This window comes from Roseateles sp. DB2, assembly GCF_051857535.1.
Lineage (GTDB): Bacteria > Pseudomonadota > Gammaproteobacteria > Burkholderiales > Burkholderiaceae_C > Roseateles_B.
Window position 1 is genome coordinate 154,135 of record NZ_JBPZGY010000007.1, and the last position, 19,054, is coordinate 173,188.

Sequence of the window (19,054 nt, forward strand, 5' to 3'; positions counted from 1 at the left end):
ACAGCGCCTCCTGCCCGGAGGCAGCCCATGAAGGCCCTGCTCCAGAAGCTGGGCAGCCCCTGGCGCAAGGCCCTGGGCCAGGGCGGAGTGCTGGCCCTGCGTGCCTCGGCTGACCGATTCAACTGGGTCGAGCTTGCGCCAGGCAAGACCTGGCCCCGCGAGGTGCTCGGCCTGGGCGAGTTGAGACGCGACAACGAGGACGAGTCGCAATGGCTGCAAAAGCTTGTCGGGCTGGGCCTGAGCGGCAGCCAGGTGATCGCGCTGCTGGAGCTGGATGACTACGCTGTCTACAAGCTTCCCGCCCCCAATGTGCCGTCCGACGAGCTGAAGGCGGCCGCCCGCTGGCAGCTCAAGGAGTTGGTCGAGGGCAAGCTGGACCAGCTCACCATTGACGTGCTGCAGGCTGGCGACGACACCCGCAGCCACAAGGAAATGCTGGTCTTCGCCGCGCGCAATGCGGCCATCCAGCGCGTCTGCCAGGCCGGCACGGCCAGCGCCGGCCAGACGCAGGTGGTGGACGTCTGGGAAACCGCGCAGCGCAATCTCCAGTCGGCCCACGCCGCCATGGACGGCCTGGCCGACAAAGCCACCGCCGCCCTACAGCTCCTGCCCGGCCAATGCCTGCTGACCATTTCATCAGGCGGTGAGCTGTTCTACACCCGGCGGCTGGACGCCGACGACCGCCTCTTCGAGCGAGCCACCAGCACCGCCAGGGAGGCCGTGCGCGAAGAGGTGCCCCTGGGTTTCGAGTACATGCCGGGCGACGAACTCAGCTTTGGCGGCACGGAGTCCGAGGAATCCAGCCTCATCATCGAGCTGCAGCGGTCCATCGACGTCTGGGAGCGTTCCTGGCCCGGTCTGCCCCTGAGCCGACTCTACGTGCTCAGTGCCGACCATGCCGAGGCGGTGGCCCGATTGCTGCAGAAGGAGCTGGGCCTGCGCACCCTGGCGCTGCTGCCGGAGCAGCTGTTCAAGGGCGAGGCCCTGGCCCAGGGCCTGCCTGCGGCCTGCCTGCCCCTGCTGGGTGCCGCACTGCGCGACGAAACGGCCCGCCCCTAGACCGCCATGGCACAACAGATCAACCTCCTCACCCCCATCCTGCTGAAGCCCAGGCGGCATTTCACGGCGATGGCCGTGGTGCAGTCGCTGGGGCTCATCCTGGTGGGCAGCCTGCTGCTGGCCGGCTGGATCCATGGCCGGGCCGACCAGCGGCGCGCCGAGTTCCAGCAGCGTCTGCAGGCGCTCCAGTCCGAGCAGCAGGCGCTCAGCCGCAGCCTGGCCAATCTGCCGGCAGCCACCGACCTGAAGGCCATCGAATCGCAGATCGCCGTGCTGAGGCAGCAGCGGCAGGCGCAGGGCGAGCTGCTGCAGTCGCTCAAGAGCGGCCATCAGGTGGCGGGCGAACGGCATAGCGACTTCCTGGCCCTGGTCGCCAGCACCGTGCCGGCCAGCGTCTGGCTGCAGGGCCTGCGCTGGCAGTCCGGCCAGTTGGAACTCAGCGGCGGTACGCTGGACCCTGCGGCCCTGCGCAACTGGCTGGCCCAGCTGCAGACGCAAGCCCTGCTCCACAAGGTCGCCATGGCCGAGCTGAAGCTGGAAATGGTTGCTTCGAACCCATCGAATGCTGCAGCCCCGGACGCCGGCACGCTGGCCTCTCGCCTGCAGCTGCCATCGGGGCCTGGTGGGTTCACCCAAGCGGTCTGGGCCTTCCAGGTCCGCGGCACCAACCCGGCCCAGCAGACTGCCGCAGCCGCAGGGGGCCAGCCGTGAGCGCACAAGACATGCTGCAGACCTGGCACAAGCGCTGGAGCCGCACGGCCGACCGCATCGATGCGCTGAGCCTGCGCGAGCGGGTCTTCCTCTTCCTTTGCCTGGCCATGGTCCTGGTGCTGGGTATCGACACCCTCTTGCTGGACCCCATGATGCGCGAGCAGCGCGAACAGCAGGGCCAGGTGCAACGCCAGGAGCAGGACCTGAAACGCCTGCGCGAACAGATCACCCAGCTCAATGCCCTGAGCCAAGGCGACTCCGAACTCGCCCGCAAGCGCCGCGAGCTGTCCGAGCTGACGGAGGGCCTGCAGGCCCAGACCCAGGAGTTGGACCGTCTGCGCCAGGGAGGCGGCGCCCTGCCCCAGCTGCCTCAGCTCCTGGGCAGCCTGCTCCAGAAGCATGAGCGCCTGCAGCTCACGCGACTGGACAGCAGCGCACGCCCCGCCGCCGAGATGAGCGGACGCCTGGTCGCGCCACAAGGCCTGCGCTGGCAGGCCGTGGACCTGGAGATGCGGGGCGACTACCTCGAGCTGATGCGCTATCTGGCCACGCTGGAACAGGCCCTGCCTGAACTGCGCTGGGGCCCGCTGCAGATCCAGGGCGAGGCCCAGGACCGCGGCCACCGCATGAGTGTGCAGATGTATGTACTGAGGCCACAGCCATGACGCCAAGCATCCCCTCTTGCCAGCCAAGGCCGCAGCAGGCAAGCCAGCTGAGCACCCTGCTGAGCCTGCTGTTGCTTCATGCGGGCATGGCCAGTGCCCAGCCAACACTGCGCGATCCCATGCAGATGCCCGCTGCCCTGCGCCCGGCCGCCGCAGCGGGGGGCAGTTCCCCTGCCGCTGCGCTGCCGCAGAGCGCGCAGGTGCTGATCGCCGATGGCAAGGCCTATGCCCTGATTGGCAGCCGCCGCTACGCGCAAGGCAGCCGCATTGGCAGCGGCGCCGAGGCCCTGACCGTGGAACGCGTCACTGAGCATGGCGTCTGGCTGCGCAGCCGCAACGGGCTGCATGCCCTGCCCATGGTCAGCGGCGTGAGCAAGAAGCCCAGCCCCGAATCCGGTTCGCCCGACAAGTCTCAAGAGAAAAGGGATCGCCCATGAAACGCCCCGCCCAGTCCGCCCCCCGGCCCGCTTCGCGCCGGGGCCCGCAGCGCCTAGGCAACACCACACTGCTGCTGGGCCTGGGCCTGCTGAGCGCCTGCGCCGAGAAGCCCCTGCAACTGGCACAACCTGTGGCCGCCCTGCGCGCCGAACTGGACGCCGCCCGTGCACGCGCCACTCAGGCCGAGGCGCAAGCCGCGGCCGCCGCCGCCAGCGCGCCAGCCTCTACCCCGCCTGCGCTGGCGGCCGCAGCGGCTGAGCCGCGTTTCGACCTCATCGTCAATGGCGCGCAAGCTCGTGATGTCTATCTCTCCCTGGTGGCCGATACCCGTTACAGCATGATCGTCCACCCCGGCGTCAGCGGACAGCTGTCGCTGACGCTCAAGGGCATCACCCTGCGGGAGGCCCTGGAGTCGCTGCGCGATGTGTACGGCTACGACTTCCGTATCGACGGCCGCCGGGTCACGGTCTACCCCGCCGCCATGCAGACCCGGATCTTCAGCATCAACTATCTGCCCGGCCAGCGTCTGGGCCGCAGTGAGTTGCGCGTCAGCACGGGCGCGCGCATGAGCAGCAGCCAGAGCGGCAACACCACCACCGGCACGAGCACCGGCACGACTCAGGACAACGCTGGCTCCGGCACGGCGCAGCAGTCAGAGAGCAGCCGCGTCAGCACCTCCACCAAAGCAGACTTCTGGGCCGAGCTGCAGGAGTCCCTGCAGGCGCTGGTGGGCGGTGGCGAAGGCCGCAGCGTGATCGCCAGCCCACAGGCCAGCACCATTGCCGTGCGCGCCATGCCTGAGGAACTGCGAGCGGTGGAGGGCTTTCTCAAGGCCACGCGCATGGCGGTCGAGCGCCAGGTGATGCTGGAAGCCAAGATCGTCGAGGTGGAGCTGCGCGAGGGCTACCAGAGTGGCGTGGACTGGTCCATCCTGCGCTCCCGCACCATGGCAGGCCAGACCAGTGTCAACCCGGCCACGCCGACAACGCCAGGCGCCATCATCAACCCGCTGGTCGCGAACAATGCGGGCCTCCCCATCCTGTCCACGGGCAACCAGGCGCCCGCCTGGCCCGACCTCATCCCCCTGCCCTCGGCAGGCGGTGGCGCCTTCGGGCTGGCGCTCACACGCGGCAGCTTCCAGGGCCTGATCAGCTTCCTGGAGAGCCATGGGGACACCCAGATCCTGTCCAGCCCGCGCGTAGCGACCCTGAACAACCAGAAGGCGGTGCTCAAGGTGGGCTCGGACGACTACTTCGTCACCGGCATCAACAGCGGCAGCACCAACACCAACACCACGACCAACAACACCACTGGCGTGGTCATGCCCACCCTCATCCTCACGCCCTTCTTCTCGGGCATCGCACTGGACGTCACACCCCAGATCGACGAGGGCGACATGATCACCTTGCATGTGCACCCCTCCGTCACCAACGTGACAGAGCGCACCAAGCAGGTGGACCTCGGTGCGGCAGGCAACTACCGACTGCCCCTGGCCTCAAGCAGCGTGAACGAGACCGACACCGTGGTGCGGGTGCCCGATGGCGCCATCGTTGCCATCGGCGGTCTGATGCAGCAGGAGACCAGCCGGCGCGGCTCCGGCCTGCCCGGCGCGGATCAGACGCCGCTCACCGCCACCCTGCTGGGCAACCGCGCCAATAGCGGCCGCAAGCGCGAGCTGGTGGTGCTGATCAAGTCAACCATCATCCGCAGCGCCCAGGACTGGGAGCAGGAAACCTCACGCAGTGCCCAACGCCTGGAAGACGCGGACGCCAAGGGTCGCAAGGTCATCCGCGTCGGCCAGCCCTGAGCGACGCCGGGCCAGTCTCCACACGATCGCCCAGCGCACAGGCGTACGTCCGAGCTGTCCCTGCTTGGTGGGCCAAGGCCAGGCCCGCCTACCAGAGTTTCCCGCTTGTCAGCCACCGGGGCTTCCGTGATAGTCGGCCCGTGATGAAAGTCAGGGGGAACGACATTGTCGACAGCATTTGTGTCCCAGACCCCGGCGGGTGCCGGAGTACCCAGCGCCTCCATGCTGGCCGCGCAGCAATTGCATCAGCAGGCCATCCAGCACTCGCATGAGCGCAGCCAGGCCTTCGGGCTTCAGCCCACGCAAGCCCCGGACCTGCACCGGCTGAGCGATTCGGCGCTGCAGGAGGTGCAGCATCGCAATGCGCGCCTGTGCACCCAGGCCTTGCCGGTCATGGAGATGCTCTACGAGCAGTTGGCACACGCCCAGAGCATGGTCGTGCTCAGCGATGCCAGCGGCACCGTGCTGCATGCGCTGGGCGACCCCAGCTTCCTGGCCCGCGCCCAGCGCGTGGCCCTCAGTCCCGGAGCCCGCTGGGCCGAGGCGGACAAGGGCACCAATGCCATCGGCACCGCCCTGATGACCGAGGCCCCCACGCTGGTGCACGGCGCTGAGCATTACCTCCGCTCCATGCACTTCCTGACCTGCTCCGCGGCGCCCATCTTCGACCACAAGGGAGCGCTGCTGGGGGTGCTGGATGTCTCGGGCGACCGCCGCTCCTACCACCCGCATACCCTCGCCCTGGCCAGCCTGGCGGCGCGACTGATCGAGTCCCAGTGGTTTGCCGACCGTTTCCGTCAGTCCCCACAGCTGCAGATGCATGGCCAGGCCGAATGCCTGGGCACGCTGCAGGAAGGCGTGCTGGCGCTTGCCGAAGACGGTCACGTGCTGGGCATCAACCGCCGCGGCCTGGACCTGCTAGGCAGTGGTACGGCCACCCTGCACCGGGAGTCCGTCCAGAGCCTCTTCGGCCTGAGCATGGACCAGCTCATGGCAGCAGCACAGCACGACCAGGCCCTGCCAGTGCAGGTTCCCACGCGCACCGAGCAGGCCCTGCACACCCTGTTCCTGAAGCTGCGATTGCCTGCCCAGCGCCTGCTGAGCTGGGCTCATCCCGGCGCCGGCCTGGCACCGGAGGGCCTGGGCGCAGGCAGCCCGCTGCCGGGCACCTACCTGGCTACCCCTGCGCCAGCCATGGGCAGCCCGCTGCTCACCCCCTCCCCCTCGCGCACAAGCCCCATGGGCCTGCAGCCCCCCCCGCTGCGCGAGACCGAAGCCCTGGCCATCCGCGACGCCATCCGGGCTGCGGGCGGCAATCTGTCCCTGGCGGCTCGCCAACTGGGCATCGGGCGCAGCACCCTGTACCGCAAGCTCCGGCAGGATGGCCTGCTGGTACCCAAGGGCTGAACAGCGGCGTCTTCCCGCGTGAGGCGGGCCTTCCGCGCAAGACCTGCCCCCGTGGGAGGCTGCTCGCCGGTGTCGAGCGAGCGCTCAGCGTGCAGGCAGCACGGCCTGCAGCGCCTGGGCCATGCGTTCGGCGGCACCACGATGCTGTGCCGCGAAGGCCTGGGCCCGCCCAGCCTGGCTGGCCAGCTCATGGGCATCAGACAGCAAGACCGCGGCCTGTGACAAGGCCTGCGTCAGGCCGCCCACGCGCAAGGCCGCGCCCGCCTGCTCGGCCAATGCCGCAGCCTCGCTGAAGTTGAAGGTGTGAGGGCCCATCAGCAGAGGGCAGCCGCAGGCTGCGGCCTCGATCAGGTTCTGTCCGCCCAAGGGCTCGAAACTGCCGCCCAGCAGGGCCAGATCAGCCAGGGCGTAGTACAGCGGCATTTCGCGCAGGGAGTCTCCCAGCCAGACATCAGCCGTCCAGGCTTCTCGCGGGGGCAGGTCTTGCCCAGTCCAGCTGCTGCGGCGGGCCAGGCTGAAGCCGGCCTCCTGCACCAGCGCTGCCACCTCGTCAAAGCGCTGCGGATGCCGGGGCACGATCAGCAACAAGGGCCGGGGCCCGCCACCGGAGCCAGGCCAGCGGCGCCACGCCTGCAGCAGCGCTGCCTCCTCGCCCTCGCGGCTGACCGCCATCAGCAGAACCGGCCGGCGGGGCTCGGGCTGAGCAGCAGCCCAGGCCCTGCCGAGTGCCAGCACCTGCGCATCAGGCTGCAGGTCGTACTTCAGGTTGCCGCAGACCTGCACCGCGCCCACCCCCGCTTCCCGCAGGCGCTGGGCGTCATCGGCGGTCTGGGCCAGGGCCAGGGCCAGACGGGCAGCGGCAGGATGCAGCAAGGCCCGCAGGCGCCGCCCCTGCCGGGCGCTCTTGGCTGAGAGCCGTGCATTGGCCAGTACCACAGGCAGATGCCGACGCGAGGCCTCGGCCATCAGGCAGGGCCAGATCTCGGTTTCCATCAGCACGCCGGCCACCGGCTGGTGGCGGTCCAGGAAACGTCGCACGGCGCCTGGCGTGTCCAGAGGCAGCCAGCGCTGGACATCACCCTCGCGCAAGAGTTCGCGTCCCGTCTCACGGCCGGTGGCGGTGGAATGGGTCAGCAGCAGGCGCAGGGCCGGATGCTGCGCGCGCAGGGCCGCGATCAGGGGCGCCGCAGCGCGCGTCTCGCCCATGGACACCGCATGCAGCCACAACGCGCCCGGCGCCGATCGCTCACCGCCGCCCAGGCGTTCGACCCAGTGCGCGCGATACAGGGGCTCGGCCCCGCCCCGCCTCCAGAGTTTCAGGAAGTACAGCGGCGTGGCCAGACGCAGCGCCGTCGCATAGGCCCAGCGGGCCAGGCGCTCGGCCCAGGCGGCAGGCAGCCGGGAAAGATCGGACGGCGTGCCCAAGCCTTCAATGGCCGGCAGCGACAGTGGCGTCGGGCTTGACGCGCTTGAGCTGCGCCAGCACCGCATGCTCGATGCGGGCCAGGGCCTCGGGCGTGTGCCCTTCGAAGCGCAGCACCAGCACCGGCGTGGTGTTGGAGGCGCGGATCAGGCCGAAGCCGTCCTCGTACTCGATGCGCAGGCCATCGATGGTGACGATCTCCTTGGCATCAGGGAACTGGGCCACCTCCTTGAGCGTGGCGACCACGCTGTGGTGCTCGCCCTCGGCACAGGGCACGTTCAGCTCGGGCGTGGCATAGCTGGTGGGCAATGCGTTCAGCACAGCGCTGGGGTCGGCGCTGCGTGACAGGATCTCCAGCATGCGGCCGGCCGTGTACATGGCATCGTCGAAGCCATACCAGCGCTCGTTGAAGAAGATGTGGCCAGAGAGCTCACCGGCCATGGGTGCGCCGGTCTCCTTCAGCTTGGCCTTGGCCAGGGAGTGGCCGGTCATCCACATCAGCGGCTTGCCGCCGTGCTCGCGGATCCAGGGGGCCAGGCGTTGCGTGCACTTGACGTCGAAGATGATCTCGGCGCCGGGATTGCGCTTCAGGATGTCGGCGGCCAGCAGCATGATCTGGCGGTCCGGCATGATCATCTGACCGTCCTTGGTGACGATGCCCAGGCGGTCGCCGTCGCCGTCGAAGGCCAGGCCCAGCTCGGCGTCGCAGGCATGGACGATGCGCTTCAGATCCTCGAGGTTCTCGGGGCGCGAGGGATCCGGGTGGTGGTTGGGGAAGTCGCCGTCGACCTTGGAGTAGATGTCGATCACCTCGCAGCCCAGGGCGCGCAGGATGGCCGGAGCGCTGGCACCGGGGATGCCGTTGCCGCTGTCCACCACCACCTTCATCGGCCGGGCCAGCTTGCAGTCGCTGACGATGCGGTGGCTGTACTCGGCGCCGATGTCCATGGTGCCGACGCGGCCCTGGCCGGTGGCGTAGTCCTCGGCCTCGATGCGGCGGCGGATGTCCTGGATCTGCTCACCGTACACGGCGGCGCCCTTGAGCACCATCTTGAAGCCGTTGTAGTCCTTGGGATTGTGGCTGCCGGTGACCTGGATGCCGGAGTTGCAGCCATGCTTGCCGCGCGTGGCGGCCACGTAGTAGAGCATGGGCGTGGTCACGGCGCCGATGTCCACCACGTCAATGCCGGTGGACTGCAGGCCGCGCACCAGCGCCGCCACAAGGCCGGGGCCCGAGAGGCGACCGTCGCGCCCCACGGCCACGGCCTTCTCGCCCAGCTTCAGGGCTTCGGTGCCAAAGGCCCGGCCCAGGTGCTCGGCCAGGGTTTCGTCCAGGGTCTGGCCCACGACGCCGCGGATGTCATAAGCCTTGAAGATGGAAGCGTGAACTTGCATGCGTATTGCCTCGGCAGCCTGGGCCGCAGGGTCCTTGTAGGTTTGTTTCAGCGCGATTGTAGGCACGGCCGAAACCGGGTTCCGTGACCTTGATGTAACCCCGCTGCAGGTCAGTCCGGCGCTGCAGTTCGGCGCTGCCGTCCGTCGATTCGCGCGGCGGCCTGCCGCCCCGTCGCAGAGGGCTTCAGAGGCCGCCACCGCCCTGCCTACACTGCGTCCATGACTTCGACCCCCGGCCAACAATGGCGCGCCGCCTTCACCGACAGCTGGCGCCTCAGGAAGACGCATGAGCATCCCTGGTGGATGGGCCAGTTGGCCTGCGTGATCACCGGCATGGCCGTGGGCGCCGCCTTCGTGCTGCTGGCGGCGCTGCTCTCGGCCAATCTCCTGAATTTCCAGTGGTGGACGCGCGGCCTTGCGATGTCCATGCAGCTGGGCGCCGTCATCGCGCTGCTGAGCTGCTGGAGCCTGCGCCTGCTGGAGCGCCTGCTGCCCGCGGAGCGTCTGGCGCGGCTGAACGAAGGCCAGGACCTGCAGAGCCTGCTGGTCTTCATCGGCATCCCCACCCTTTGCAGTGGCCTGGGCCTGTGGCTGGTCGAGGTTCTGCAGCGCTGGCGCCTGCAGGGCGTGCTGCAGTTGCTCAAGCTGCCGCACAAGGGCGCCCTGATCACCTTTCTGTTCTGCGGCGCCGGCTTCGCCTGCCTGAGCCTGTGGCGTGCACGCACGCAACTGCGCGCCCAGAAGGCCCGCAGCCAGCTCAGCGAGGCCCAGCTGCGCCTGCTGCAGGCGCAGATCGAGCCGCATTTCCTGTTCAACACCCTGGCCAATGTGCAGGGCCTGATCGACTACGACCCAGTCCAGGCCAAGCACATGCTGGACGCCTTCACCGACTACCTCCGGGCCAGCCTGCTGCAGATGCGCGCTCAGGACGTGAGCCTGGCGCAAGAGCTGGCCCTGGTGCAAAGCTACCTGGCCGTGATGCATTGCCGCATGGGCGATCGCCTGCAGACCCGGCTGGACGTGCCCGACACGCTGCTGACCGCGCGCCTGCCGCCCCTGCTGCTGCAGCCCTTGATCGAGAACGCCATCCACCACGGGCTTGAACCACGGCTGGAGGGCGGCCTGCTGCAGCTGAGCGCCCGCCCGCTGGACAGCGGCCTGCAGATCGACATCCAGGACAGCGGCGTCGGCCTGGCCCGCAGCCGGGAGCGCCCCCGCCGCGGGCATGGCATGGCCCTACAGAACATCCGCGAGCGCCTGCTGGCGGTCTACGGCCCCGACGCCTCGCTGGAGCTGACCGAACTCCCCGGCAGCGGCGGTACCCTCGCCCGACTGAAGCTGCCTCGCCAGCACCCCTTCCCTTCGCAAGACCATGACTGAGCCCACCGCCCCCTCGCCCACAGCGCTGCTGGCCGACGACGAACCCCACCTCAACCGCGTGCTGAAGGACCGCCTGCGCGAACTCTGGCCAGCGCTGCGCATCGTGGCCGTGGCCTCCAATGGACCAGAGGCTGCTGAGCAGATCGCCAGGTTCCAGCCCGACATCGCCTTCCTGGACATCCAGATGCCCGGCCTCAGCGGCCTGGAGGTGGCCCAGGGCATCGAAGGGCCGACGCGCGTCGTCTTCGTCACCGCCTATGACCAGCATGCGCTGGAGGCCTTCGAGCAGGAGGCGGTGGACTACGTGCTCAAGCCCGTGCGCGCTGAACGCCTGCACAAGACGGTGGAACGCCTGCAGCGCGCCCTTGCCCTGGCGGCCCCCGAGCCGCCTGCGGGGTCTGACGAGCAACTGCACCGGCTCCTGCAGCAGTTGCTGCCCGGTGCCGCGCCCGGGCGCAGCGGCCCCCCTTGGCTGCGACACCTGCGCGCCAACCAGGGGCAGCTGACCCATCAGATTCCCGTGGAGGACGTCCTCTACTGCCAGGCGGACGACAAATACACCGTCGTGCGCACCGCCGCCACCGAGTTCCTGATCCGCATGCCCATCAGCGAGCTGCTGCACCAGCTGGACCCGCTGCGCTTCTGGCAGGTCCACCGCGCCACCCTGGTCAATGTGGACCAGCTGCAGTGCACCCGGCGGGACGCCAATGGCAAGCTCTTCCTGCGCCTGCGCGGCCTGGAGAAGGAGCTGCCGGTGAGCCGGGCCTACGTCCACCTCTTCAAGGCCATGTGAGCCCGGCCGCTTGCCGTCCGGCGCCCGGGCTCGCCATTCGTCGCAGGGCCGCCTCTTGAGGGACACTCGCCGCCTACGCTGCGTCCGTGTCCCTCGTCCCGCCCCGTCATGAGCACCCCGCACCGCTTTGCCGACGATCTCCAGCTGGCCTTCAGACGCTACTTCCGTCTGAGCAAGCTGCGCAGCGAATCCCTGCTGGCACGCCTGCTGATCACCAGCGGCTTCGCCCTGGCCTTTCCCACGGTCATCATGGCCTTCACCCTGGTGTTTGGCGCACGGCCGCTGGACCTCACCAGCGCGCTCGCCACCTATGCCTGCGGTTTCCTCATCGCCTTCCTGATCCACGGCGCCTACCGCCTCAGCGAGCTGCTGCTGCCCCTGTCCGTGCTGGAGCGCCTCAATGCCGGCGGCTGGCGGGCCGGACTTTTCTTCAGCCTGGTGCCCATCCTCTGCATCGCCTCAGGCCTGCTGCTCTTCGGCCAGTTGCTGGGCTGGTGGATGCAGGCGCATGTGGAGACGCCCTTTGACAGCCCTCAGGGCCTGAGCCGCTTCCTTCTGCTGTCCCTCGTGTTCGCGCTGCTGGGCTGGTACCTGGACCATCAGCACCGCCGCCGCCAGGCCCTGCAGCTGCTGGCCACCGAGGCCCAGCTGCTGCGCCTGCAGGCCCAGATCGAGCCGCATTTTCTCTTCAACAGCCTCGCCGCCGTGCAGAGCCTGATCAAGCCGGCCCCGGACCGCGCGCTGGACATGCTGGAGCACTTCACCGACTACCTGCGCGCCAGCCTGAGCGCCCTGCGCGAAGACAGCTGCCCCTTGGCCGCCGAGCTGCAGCTGGCCCGCAGCTACCTGGGCCTGATGCAGATCCGCATGGGCGAGCGCCTGCGCTTCCACATCGAGGCCACGCCCCAGGCCGAGGCGCTGCGCCTGCCCCCGCTGCTGCTGCAGCCCCTGGTCGAGAATGCCGTGGTCCATGGCCTGGAGGGCAAGGACGAAGGCGGCGAGGTCCGCGTGCAGGCCTTCGTGCAGGACCGCTATCTCCTGCTGGCGGTGCGCGACGACGGCCTGGGCGCTCAGGCCCGCCCGCGCCGCGCCCGGCCGGGCCACGGCCTGGCCCTGAAGAACATCCGTGAACGCATCGCCGCCCGCTACGGTGAGCGCGCCGACTTGCAGCTGACCCTGGACGAGCAGGGCTGCCAGGCCCTGCTGCGTCTGCCCCTGGACCTCCTCGAACCCAAGCCATGAGCCTACGCGCCCTGATCGCCGACGACGAAATCCACCTGGCCGAGCACCTGAGATCCGAACTCGCGCAACTGTGGCCCGAGCTGGAAATCGTGGCCCTGGCCCGCAGCGGCCGCGAAGCCGCGGCACAAATCGCGGCCATGGAGCCCGAGCTGGCCTTCCTCGACATCCAGATGCCGGGCCTCACCGGGCTGGAGGTGGCCGAAGGCATCGAGGGCCCCACGCGCGTGGTCTTCGTGACGGCCTTCGACGAGTTTGCCTGCCAGGCCTTCGAGCAGGCCGCGCTGGACTATGTGCTCAAGCCGGTCAAGACCGAGCGCCTGCGCAAGACCGTGCAGCGCCTCCAGGCCAGCCTACTCGCGTCGACGCCGTCCAGCCCTGTGCAGGGCGATGGCGGCGCCCTGGCCCAGGCCCTCCAGCAGCTGCAGGGTCCGGTAGCCGCCGCCGCGCCGAGCCTTCGCTATGTGCGCGCCAGCCAGGGCGAGCTGATGCACCAGATCCCCATCGACGAGGTCATCTACTTCCATGCGGACGACAAGTACACCTGCGTGCAAACCGCCCAGGGCGAGTACCTGATCCGCACCCCCATCGCCGAGCTGGCCCAGCAGCTGGACCCGCAGGAGTTCTGCCGCGTGCACCGCGCCACACTGGTCAACCTGGCCCACCTGGCCGGCACCCGGCGCGACGAGCTGAGCCGCCTCTTCCTGCGCTTCCGGGGCCTGAGCCAGGAACTGCCGGTGAGCCGCGCCTACGTCCATCTCTTCAAGGCCATGTGAGCCGGAGATCGCGCGGCGGTCGGATACGGGGGATGGGGAACGGCGGCCAGGCTCGGGGATCGGATTCAGGGGTCCGATTTCGTCCAGCCCGCTGGCAGTCGCCCACCTAAGATGGGTCCATGTCCCGCCCCCTCACCAGCGCCCACCCCAGTGCCCACCTCAGCGCCGACCTCAGCGCCGAGCACTGCTATCCCGCCCTGCTGGCGCGCGATGCTCGCTTCGATGGCCTCTGGTTCGTCGGCGTGAGCTCCACCGGCATCTACTGCCGGCCGGTATGCCGGGTGAAGACGCCGCGGCGCGAGAATTGCAGCTTCTTCGCCAATGCCGCGCAGGCCGAGGCCGCCGGCTACCGTCCCTGCCTGCGTTGCCGCCCCGAGACCGCCCCCGCCCAGGACCTGCGCTGGAGCGTGACCGACGCCAGCCGCACCCTGGCCCGCCAGGCGGCGCAGCTGATCGAGGCCGATCCGCGCCAGAACGTCAGCGCGCTGGCTGATCGACTGGGCATCAGCAGCCGCCACCTGCAGCGCATCTTCGAGGCCGAACACGGGGTTTCGCCCCTGGCCTTCCTGCACACGCGGCGACTGCTGCTGGCCAAGCAACTGCTGATGGACAGCCCCATGGCCATGGCCCAGGTAGCCGAGGCCGCGGGCTTTGGCAGCCTGCGGCGCTTCAACGCTCTGTTCCTGCAGCACTACCGCCTGCAGCCCGGCAGCCTGCGCAAGTCGGGCGAACCGCCTCCTTCCGTCACCGCCTGCGGCGAGCCCGGCCTGCGCCTGGGCTACCGCCCTCCCCTGGCCGTGGATGCCCTGCTGGCCTTTCTGGAAGCCCGCGCCGTGCCCGGCGTGGAACAGGTGGACCGAGCACAGCGCATGATCAGCCGCAGCCTGCGCCTGTGGCACCAGGGCGCCTGGGCCGCGGGCCGCCTGGTGGTGCGTTTCCAGCCTGAGCGCAACACCGTGCTGCTCTCGCCCTGCTCGACGCTGTGGATGGCTGCTGGCAGCCTGATTCCCCTGGTGCGGCGCTGGCTGGACCTGGATGCCGCACCCGAGGCCATCCAGAAGCAGTTGGCCTGCCTGCCCGCGCTGGAGCCGGGCCTTCGCCTGCCCGGCTGCCTGGACCGCTACGAGCTGGCCGCGCGCGCCGTGCTGGGCCAGCAGGTCACGGTGGCGGCTGCGCGCACCCTGGCCTCGCGCTTCGTCGAACGCTTCGGCGAGCTGCTGCCCGAAGGCCACCGCACGCCCGAGGTGCAGCGCCTGTTCCCCAGCCCCGAGCGCATCGCCGGTCTGCCGGTGGAGGCCATCGCCGAGCTGGGCATCATCCGCACACGGGCCCAGGCCTTGATCACCCTGGCGCAGCACTGGCCGACGCTGGCCTATGCCCGCCAGCAAGGCACGCAGGAGGCAGCACTGGCCGAGCTGCAGGCCCTGCCCGGCATCGGCCCCTGGACTGCGCAGTACATGCTGATGCGCGGCTGGAGCGCGCCAGACCTCTTCCCGCCGGGCGACGTGGTCCTGAAGCAGCAGCTCACCCAGCCCGGCCAGACGCCCCCGTCGCCCAAGGTCCTGGCCCAGCATGCCCTGGCCTTCAGCCCCTTCCGCTCCTATGCCGTGCTGCAGCTGTGGCACCACGCGGCCCAATCCCCGCGAAGCAAGAACTGACACCATGCAAGACCATGCCCGGCTCAACGTGGCCGAACTGACCCTGCTGGCGGCCATCTGGGGCGCCTCCTTCCTCTTTCTGCGCCTGGGCGCGCCCGCGTTCGGGCCACTGGCACTGGCCTTTGTCCGGGTGGCAGGCGCGGGGCTCTTCCTGCTGCCCCTGCTGGCCTGGCAGGGCGGCCGCGCAGGGCTGCAGGAGCTGCGCCGGGACTGGCGGCCGCTGATGCTGGTGGCCCTGCTCAACAGCGCCCTGCCCTTCGCCTTCTTCAGCTATGCGGCGCTGTCCATCACAGCCGGGCTGTCCAGCATCCTGAACGCGACCACGCCCATCTGGGGCGCCCTGGTGGCCTCGATCTGGCTGGGCCAGCGCCTGGACACCGGCCGCCGCCTGGGACTGCTGGTGGGCTTTGCCGGCGTGGTATTCCTGGCCTGGGAGCAGGCCAGCTTCAAGCCCGGCGGCAGCGGCTGGGCCATCCTGGCCTGCCTGGGCGCGACCTGCTGCTACGGCCTTGCCGCCAGCGCCACCAAGAAGTACCTCGGCCAGACGCGCCCCCTGGCCGTAGCCACCGGCAGCCAGGCCTTCGCCGCCCTGCTGCTGGCCGTGCCGGCCGCCGCGCAGTGGCCGGCACAGATGCCCGGTCAGACGGCCTGGCTCAGCGCCATCGCCCTGGCTCTGCTGTGCTCGGGCCTGGCCTACATCCTCTACTTCCGGCTGATGCAGCGCGCCGGGCCCAGCTACGCGCTGTCGGTGACCTTCCTGATCCCGGTCTTCGCGGTGCTGTGGGGCGCGGTGTTCCTGGGCGAATCCTTCACCCTGCACATGGCAGCGGGCTGCGCCATCGTGCTGCTGGGCACGGCCCTGGCCATCGGGGTGCTGAAGCTGCCGCAGCAGCGGTCGACCTGACAGGACTGGCACCGGGCCAGCCTCAGAGCGGCATCAACAGGGCGATCGCGGCCGTATTGAGCCGCTCCAGCACCCAGCTGCTGCCGTCGGCGCGCAGGCCGAAGGTATTGCTCAAGGCGAAGAGGTGCTGGCTGCCATCCTGGGCCAGGGCCGCCAGGCTCATGAAGCCCGCGTTGGCGCCGGTGTGGAGCAGCAGGCTGCGGCCCTCGAACTGAGTGACTGACCATCCCAGGGCATAGTCACCGGGCCGCAGGGCCTGGAGGCGGCTGATGTAGCTGTGCGGCAGCGCGCTGCTGCGCCCCTGCAAGGCCAGTTGGTGCAGCTGCAGCCAGCGGCCATAGGAGGGAGCGGCCAGGTTGGCCTCGCCGGCAGGCGCCAGCACGGCCAGCCAGGCCAGTTGCTCGTCCGGCGTCGTGGGCAGCGCACTCAGTTGCTGAGGCGAAGCGCCCGCATGCCCCTGGGGCTGGCCGGCACCGACGGGGGCGCCCCAGGCCACGTCCAGTTGCAGGGGGTCGGACAGCTCGCGAGCGAACAGCGCCTTGAAGTCCTGCCCACTGGCCGCTTCCAGCAGGGCCGCTGCCACCGCATAGCCGGCGTTGGAATAGCGGAAGTCCTGCCCGGGCCGAGCGGCCGGCGCCTGGGCCAGCAGCCAGTCGACGAAGAAGCGCCTGCGGCCGGTCTCCGTGGCCGGCAGCGTGCCGGCGTAGCCCTGCAGATAGGCGCCGAAGCGCTCGAGGTCAGCGTCGTCCGTGAAGGCCGGCAGGCCGCCGCGGTGGTCCAGCAGCATTGACAGGGTCAGGTCTTGATAGCCGCGATGCTGACTGGCGGCCAAGCCCGACAGCAGCTCGGCCGGGCGGCTGTCCCAGCGCAGCAGGCCGCGCTCCACGCAGCGGGCAGCCAGGGCCGCGCTCATGGCCTTGGTGTTGGAACCGACGATGAAGCGCTCATCGCCCTTCAGCGCCTGGCCACCGCTCAGTTGGGTCCGGCCGGCGGCGGCGCGCAGGGCCTCGGCATTGACGCCGTCCTGTCGCCCCATCACCACCCCCACCAGCCCGTCCTTCACGCAGGCCTCGGCCTGTGCCTGAAGGCGCAGGGCCTGGCGCTGGCGCTCGCTGGGCTCAGCGGCGTCGCTGCCCGAGCCGCAGGCCTGCAGGCCGAGGCCGACACCGGCCATGCCCAGCCATGCCAGCAGCTGGCGGCGCGTCTGAAATCCTGTGCTGTCCATCCTCGTCTCCCTCTGTCAAATGGATGGACGGAATTCTTGGCCGCCGGACCTTAAGAAGAGCCAAAGAGCGTCGGGGCACGGGGGACGCTCAGCGTGAAGGTGCAGCCCAGCCCGTCCGGCCCCGCGGCCAGGCTGATCCGCCCGCCCAGCCGGTTCACCGCCTGCTGCACGATGGCCAGTCCCAGGCCGCTTCCGGCAACGGCGACATCCGGGCCGCGCCAGAAGCGTTCAAAGACCAGATTCCGGTGCTCCGGCGCAATGCCGGGGCCGTCATCCGACACCGTCAGGGTCCAGCCTTCGCATTCGCCGGACGCTTCGCTGCCGCGCGGCGGCACAGGCCCAGGTCCGCCACCGCTTTCGCCGGCAAGTGTCAGCACGATCTGGCCTCCGGCCTGGACGTAGCGCAGGGCGTTGTCCAGCAGGTTGTGCAGCACGGTCTGGAAGGCCGCGACATCCAGCACCCGCGGCAGTTGCTCGGGCGCCTCCAGCACCAGCGTCAGTCCGCGCTCGCGGGCCCGCCCATGCAGGTCTGCCAGCAACTGCGCACTCGCCTGCACCAGGTCCAGGCGCTGGTGCGGGCGTTCGGTCTTGCCATCAAGGCTCGCCAGGTCCAGCAGCTGCTGCGACAGGTGCGAGGTCCGGCGGATGGCCGCCAGCAGCCGCTCGCCCGCCTCCTGGCGCCCCTGCTCGTCTGCGGACTGGACCAACACATGGGTCTGTGCCGCGATCACGGCCAGCGGTGTGCGCAGCTCATGCGCAGCATCCTGCACAAAGGCCCGCTCGCGGGCCCTGCGCTGGCGCAGGCGCGCCATCAGGCCATCGAAGGCGAGGCCCAGCGGGCGCAGCTCCGCGTAGCGCAGGTCCAGCTCGCGCGGCGCCAGCGCCTGGTCGGCTTCCAGGCCGCCCAGCCGCTGTGCAAAGCGACGCAGGGGCTGCAGCCCGGTGTGCACGGCCAGCCACAGCGGGATCAGCACCAGCGGGAAAGCCAGCAGCATCGAGCCGCCCAAGCCGCGCGCCAACCAGCCCAGCAGGTCCACATCAGGCAAGGTCGGCTCAGCCAGGCGCAGGGACCAGCGCTCACCATCCTCGCGCCAGGTCCAGTGGCGCCGCCCCTGAAGCCATTGCTCCGCCACACCCGGCTGGGCGATGGGCTCGCCGGGTCCGCTGGCATAGACCAGACGCCCCTCGCGGTCGTAGAGCTGCAGCAGCAGATCCTCGGGGAGCACGCCAGTCTGGCGGCGCAGGGCATTCAGATGGGTGATCTGACCGGCGAGCACGCGGCCCGCCGTGGGGCCATCCGGCTCGTTCGCGATCCCGGAACGCATCAGGTCGGCCAACTGGCGAATGCCCGGCTGCTCGCTCATCTGACGCTTGAACTGCAGGTATTCCTGCAGCACCAGCACGCCAGCCACCAGGGCGAAGGCGCCCAGCAGCGCCATCAGCAGGCGCCGTGCCAGGCTGGGCTGCCAGAGCTTCCAGGCCCTCATGCCGGGCCGCTCCCGGCCTGCAGGCAGTAGCCCACGCCGCGCACGGTGCCGATGCGCTCGGGCCCGATCTTTCGCCGCAGATTGGAGAGATGCACCTCCAGTGCCGCAAAGTTCAGGGCTTCGCCCAGCGGTGCCAGCCTCTGGGCAAGCACGGTCTTGGGCAGCACGCCGCCCCGCTCGCGAGCCAGCTCCAACAGCAGCTGGTACTCGCGGGGCGACAGCGCCAGGGGCACGCCGTCCAGGCTGGCCCGGTGCAGGCGGGGCTCCAGCACCAGTGCGCCAAAGCACCAGCGGTCATCGGCCTGCTGAGCGCCGCGGCGCAGCACGGCACGCAGCCGCGCCAGCAGCTCGGGGATCTCGAAGGGCTTGACCACGTAGTCGTCCGCGCCGTCGTCGAAGCTGGCGAGCTTGTCGTCCAGGGCCGCACGGGCCGTCATCACCACGACAGGCAAGACCTGCCCCTGAGAACGCCATCGTCGCAGCAGCTCCAGCCCGCTGCCATCGGGCAGGCCCAGGTCCAGGAGCACGGCGTCCTGCTCGGCGGGATCGAGCTTCAGCGGCGCATCGCCCGCACGGCGCAGCCAGACGCTGCTGTGGCCCTCCAGGCGCAGGGCGGTCTGCAAGGCCGCACCCAGGTCCAGATCGTCCTCGATCAACAGGATGTGCATGGGCGCGATTGTCTACAGC

The 19,054-nt window shown here is 69.9% G+C and carries 17 protein-coding genes; 12 read left to right on the forward strand and 5 right to left on the reverse strand.

The window, feature by feature from the left end; genetic code table 11:
• Positions 1-27: 27 nt before the first annotated feature.
• The 6 genes from ACS5PK_RS13135 to ACS5PK_RS13160 all read left to right on the forward strand — a co-directional run bounded on the left by ACS5PK_RS13135 (position 28) and on the right by ACS5PK_RS13160 (position 6,087).
• Positions 28-1,059, forward strand: coding sequence for a hypothetical protein (locus ACS5PK_RS13135; RefSeq protein ID WP_439440699.1), 1,032 nt, complete (start codon positions 28-30; stop codon positions 1,057-1,059).
• 6 nt (positions 1,060-1,065) lie between these two features.
• The gene (locus ACS5PK_RS13140) at positions 1,066-1,770 is read left to right on the forward strand and encodes a PilN domain-containing protein (RefSeq protein ID WP_439440700.1); all 705 of its coding nucleotides are present in this window, start codon (positions 1,066-1,068) and stop codon (positions 1,768-1,770) included.
• Entirely contained in the window at positions 1,767-2,435 is a 669-nt protein-coding gene (gene gspM / locus ACS5PK_RS13145; RefSeq protein ID WP_439440701.1) for a type II secretion system protein GspM, read from the forward strand. Before ACS5PK_RS13140 ends, gspM begins: the two co-directional genes overlap by 4 nt.
• Positions 2,432-2,872, forward strand: a complete 441-nt coding sequence (locus tag ACS5PK_RS13150; RefSeq protein ID WP_439440702.1) for a hypothetical protein — start codon at positions 2,432-2,434, stop codon at positions 2,870-2,872. The genes gspM and ACS5PK_RS13150 overlap by 4 nt, the downstream gene beginning before the upstream one ends.
• On the forward strand, positions 2,869-4,680 hold the full coding sequence (locus tag ACS5PK_RS13155) for a secretin N-terminal domain-containing protein (protein ID WP_439440703.1): 1,812 nt from the start codon (positions 2,869-2,871) through the stop codon (positions 4,678-4,680). Before ACS5PK_RS13150 ends, ACS5PK_RS13155 begins: the two co-directional genes overlap by 4 nt.
• A gap of 180 nt (positions 4,681-4,860) precedes the next feature.
• A complete protein-coding gene (locus ACS5PK_RS13160; protein ID WP_439440704.1) occupies positions 4,861-6,087 on the forward strand; it encodes a GAF domain-containing protein in 1,227 nt (408 codons plus the stop codon).
• Positions 6,088-6,171: 84 nt separating this feature from the next.
• On the opposite strand, the gene ACS5PK_RS13165 is transcribed toward ACS5PK_RS13160, so the two are convergent.
• Positions 6,172-7,512, reverse strand: coding sequence for a 3-deoxy-D-manno-octulosonic acid transferase (locus ACS5PK_RS13165; RefSeq protein ID WP_439440705.1), 1,341 nt, complete (start codon positions 7,510-7,512; stop codon positions 6,172-6,174).
• 4 nt (positions 7,513-7,516) lie between these two features.
• Positions 7,517-8,905: a phosphomannomutase/phosphoglucomutase gene (locus ACS5PK_RS13170; RefSeq protein WP_439440706.1), complete on the reverse strand. Its 1,389-nt coding sequence runs from the start codon at positions 8,903-8,905 to the stop codon at positions 7,517-7,519.
• 219 nt (positions 8,906-9,124) lie between these two features.
• Here ACS5PK_RS13170 and ACS5PK_RS13175 point away from each other — a divergent pair, with 219 nt between their 5' ends.
• The 6 genes from ACS5PK_RS13175 (at position 9,125) to ACS5PK_RS13200 (ending at position 15,655) form a co-directional block, all read left to right on the forward strand.
• Entirely contained in the window at positions 9,125-10,285 is a 1,161-nt protein-coding gene (locus ACS5PK_RS13175; RefSeq protein ID WP_439440707.1) for a sensor histidine kinase, read from the forward strand.
• Positions 10,278-11,078: a LytR/AlgR family response regulator transcription factor gene (locus ACS5PK_RS13180; RefSeq protein ID WP_439440708.1), complete on the forward strand. Its 801-nt coding sequence runs from the start codon at positions 10,278-10,280 to the stop codon at positions 11,076-11,078. The genes ACS5PK_RS13175 and ACS5PK_RS13180 overlap by 8 nt, the downstream gene beginning before the upstream one ends.
• 108 nt (positions 11,079-11,186) lie before the next feature.
• The gene (locus ACS5PK_RS13185) at positions 11,187-12,320 is read left to right on the forward strand and encodes a sensor histidine kinase (RefSeq protein WP_439440709.1); all 1,134 of its coding nucleotides are present in this window, start codon (positions 11,187-11,189) and stop codon (positions 12,318-12,320) included.
• Positions 12,317-13,093 carry a LytR/AlgR family response regulator transcription factor gene (locus ACS5PK_RS13190; RefSeq protein ID WP_439440710.1) on the forward strand — a complete coding sequence of 259 codons (777 nt, stop codon included), beginning with the start codon at positions 12,317-12,319 and terminating at the stop codon, positions 13,091-13,093. Before ACS5PK_RS13185 ends, ACS5PK_RS13190 begins: the two co-directional genes overlap by 4 nt.
• A 119-nt stretch (positions 13,094-13,212) precedes the next feature.
• Complete coding sequence (locus ACS5PK_RS13195; protein WP_439440711.1) at positions 13,213-14,751, forward strand: Ada metal-binding domain-containing protein; 1,539 nt, start codon at positions 13,213-13,215, stop codon at positions 14,749-14,751.
• A gap of 4 nt (positions 14,752-14,755) precedes the next feature.
• Positions 14,756-15,655: a DMT family transporter gene (locus tag ACS5PK_RS13200; RefSeq protein WP_439440712.1), complete on the forward strand. Its 900-nt coding sequence runs from the start codon at positions 14,756-14,758 to the stop codon at positions 15,653-15,655.
• A 22-nt stretch (positions 15,656-15,677) separates the two neighbouring features.
• Here the strand turns inward: ACS5PK_RS13200 and ACS5PK_RS13205 are convergent, their stop codons facing one another.
• The 3 genes from ACS5PK_RS13205 to ACS5PK_RS13215 are packed head-to-tail and all read right to left on the reverse strand — an operon-like array spanning position 15,678 to position 19,035.
• The gene (locus tag ACS5PK_RS13205) at positions 15,678-16,880 is read right to left on the reverse strand and encodes a serine hydrolase domain-containing protein (RefSeq protein ID WP_439440713.1); all 1,203 of its coding nucleotides are present in this window, start codon (positions 16,878-16,880) and stop codon (positions 15,678-15,680) included.
• A gap of 50 nt (positions 16,881-16,930) precedes the next feature.
• A complete protein-coding gene (locus ACS5PK_RS13210; protein ID WP_439440714.1) occupies positions 16,931-18,367 on the reverse strand; it encodes a sensor histidine kinase in 1,437 nt (478 codons plus the stop codon).
• On the reverse strand, positions 18,364-19,035 hold the full coding sequence (locus ACS5PK_RS13215) for a response regulator (protein ID WP_439440715.1): 672 nt from the start codon (positions 19,033-19,035) through the stop codon (positions 18,364-18,366). The genes ACS5PK_RS13210 and ACS5PK_RS13215 overlap by 4 nt, the downstream gene beginning before the upstream one ends.
• Between the last annotated feature and the right edge of the window lie 19 nt (positions 19,036-19,054).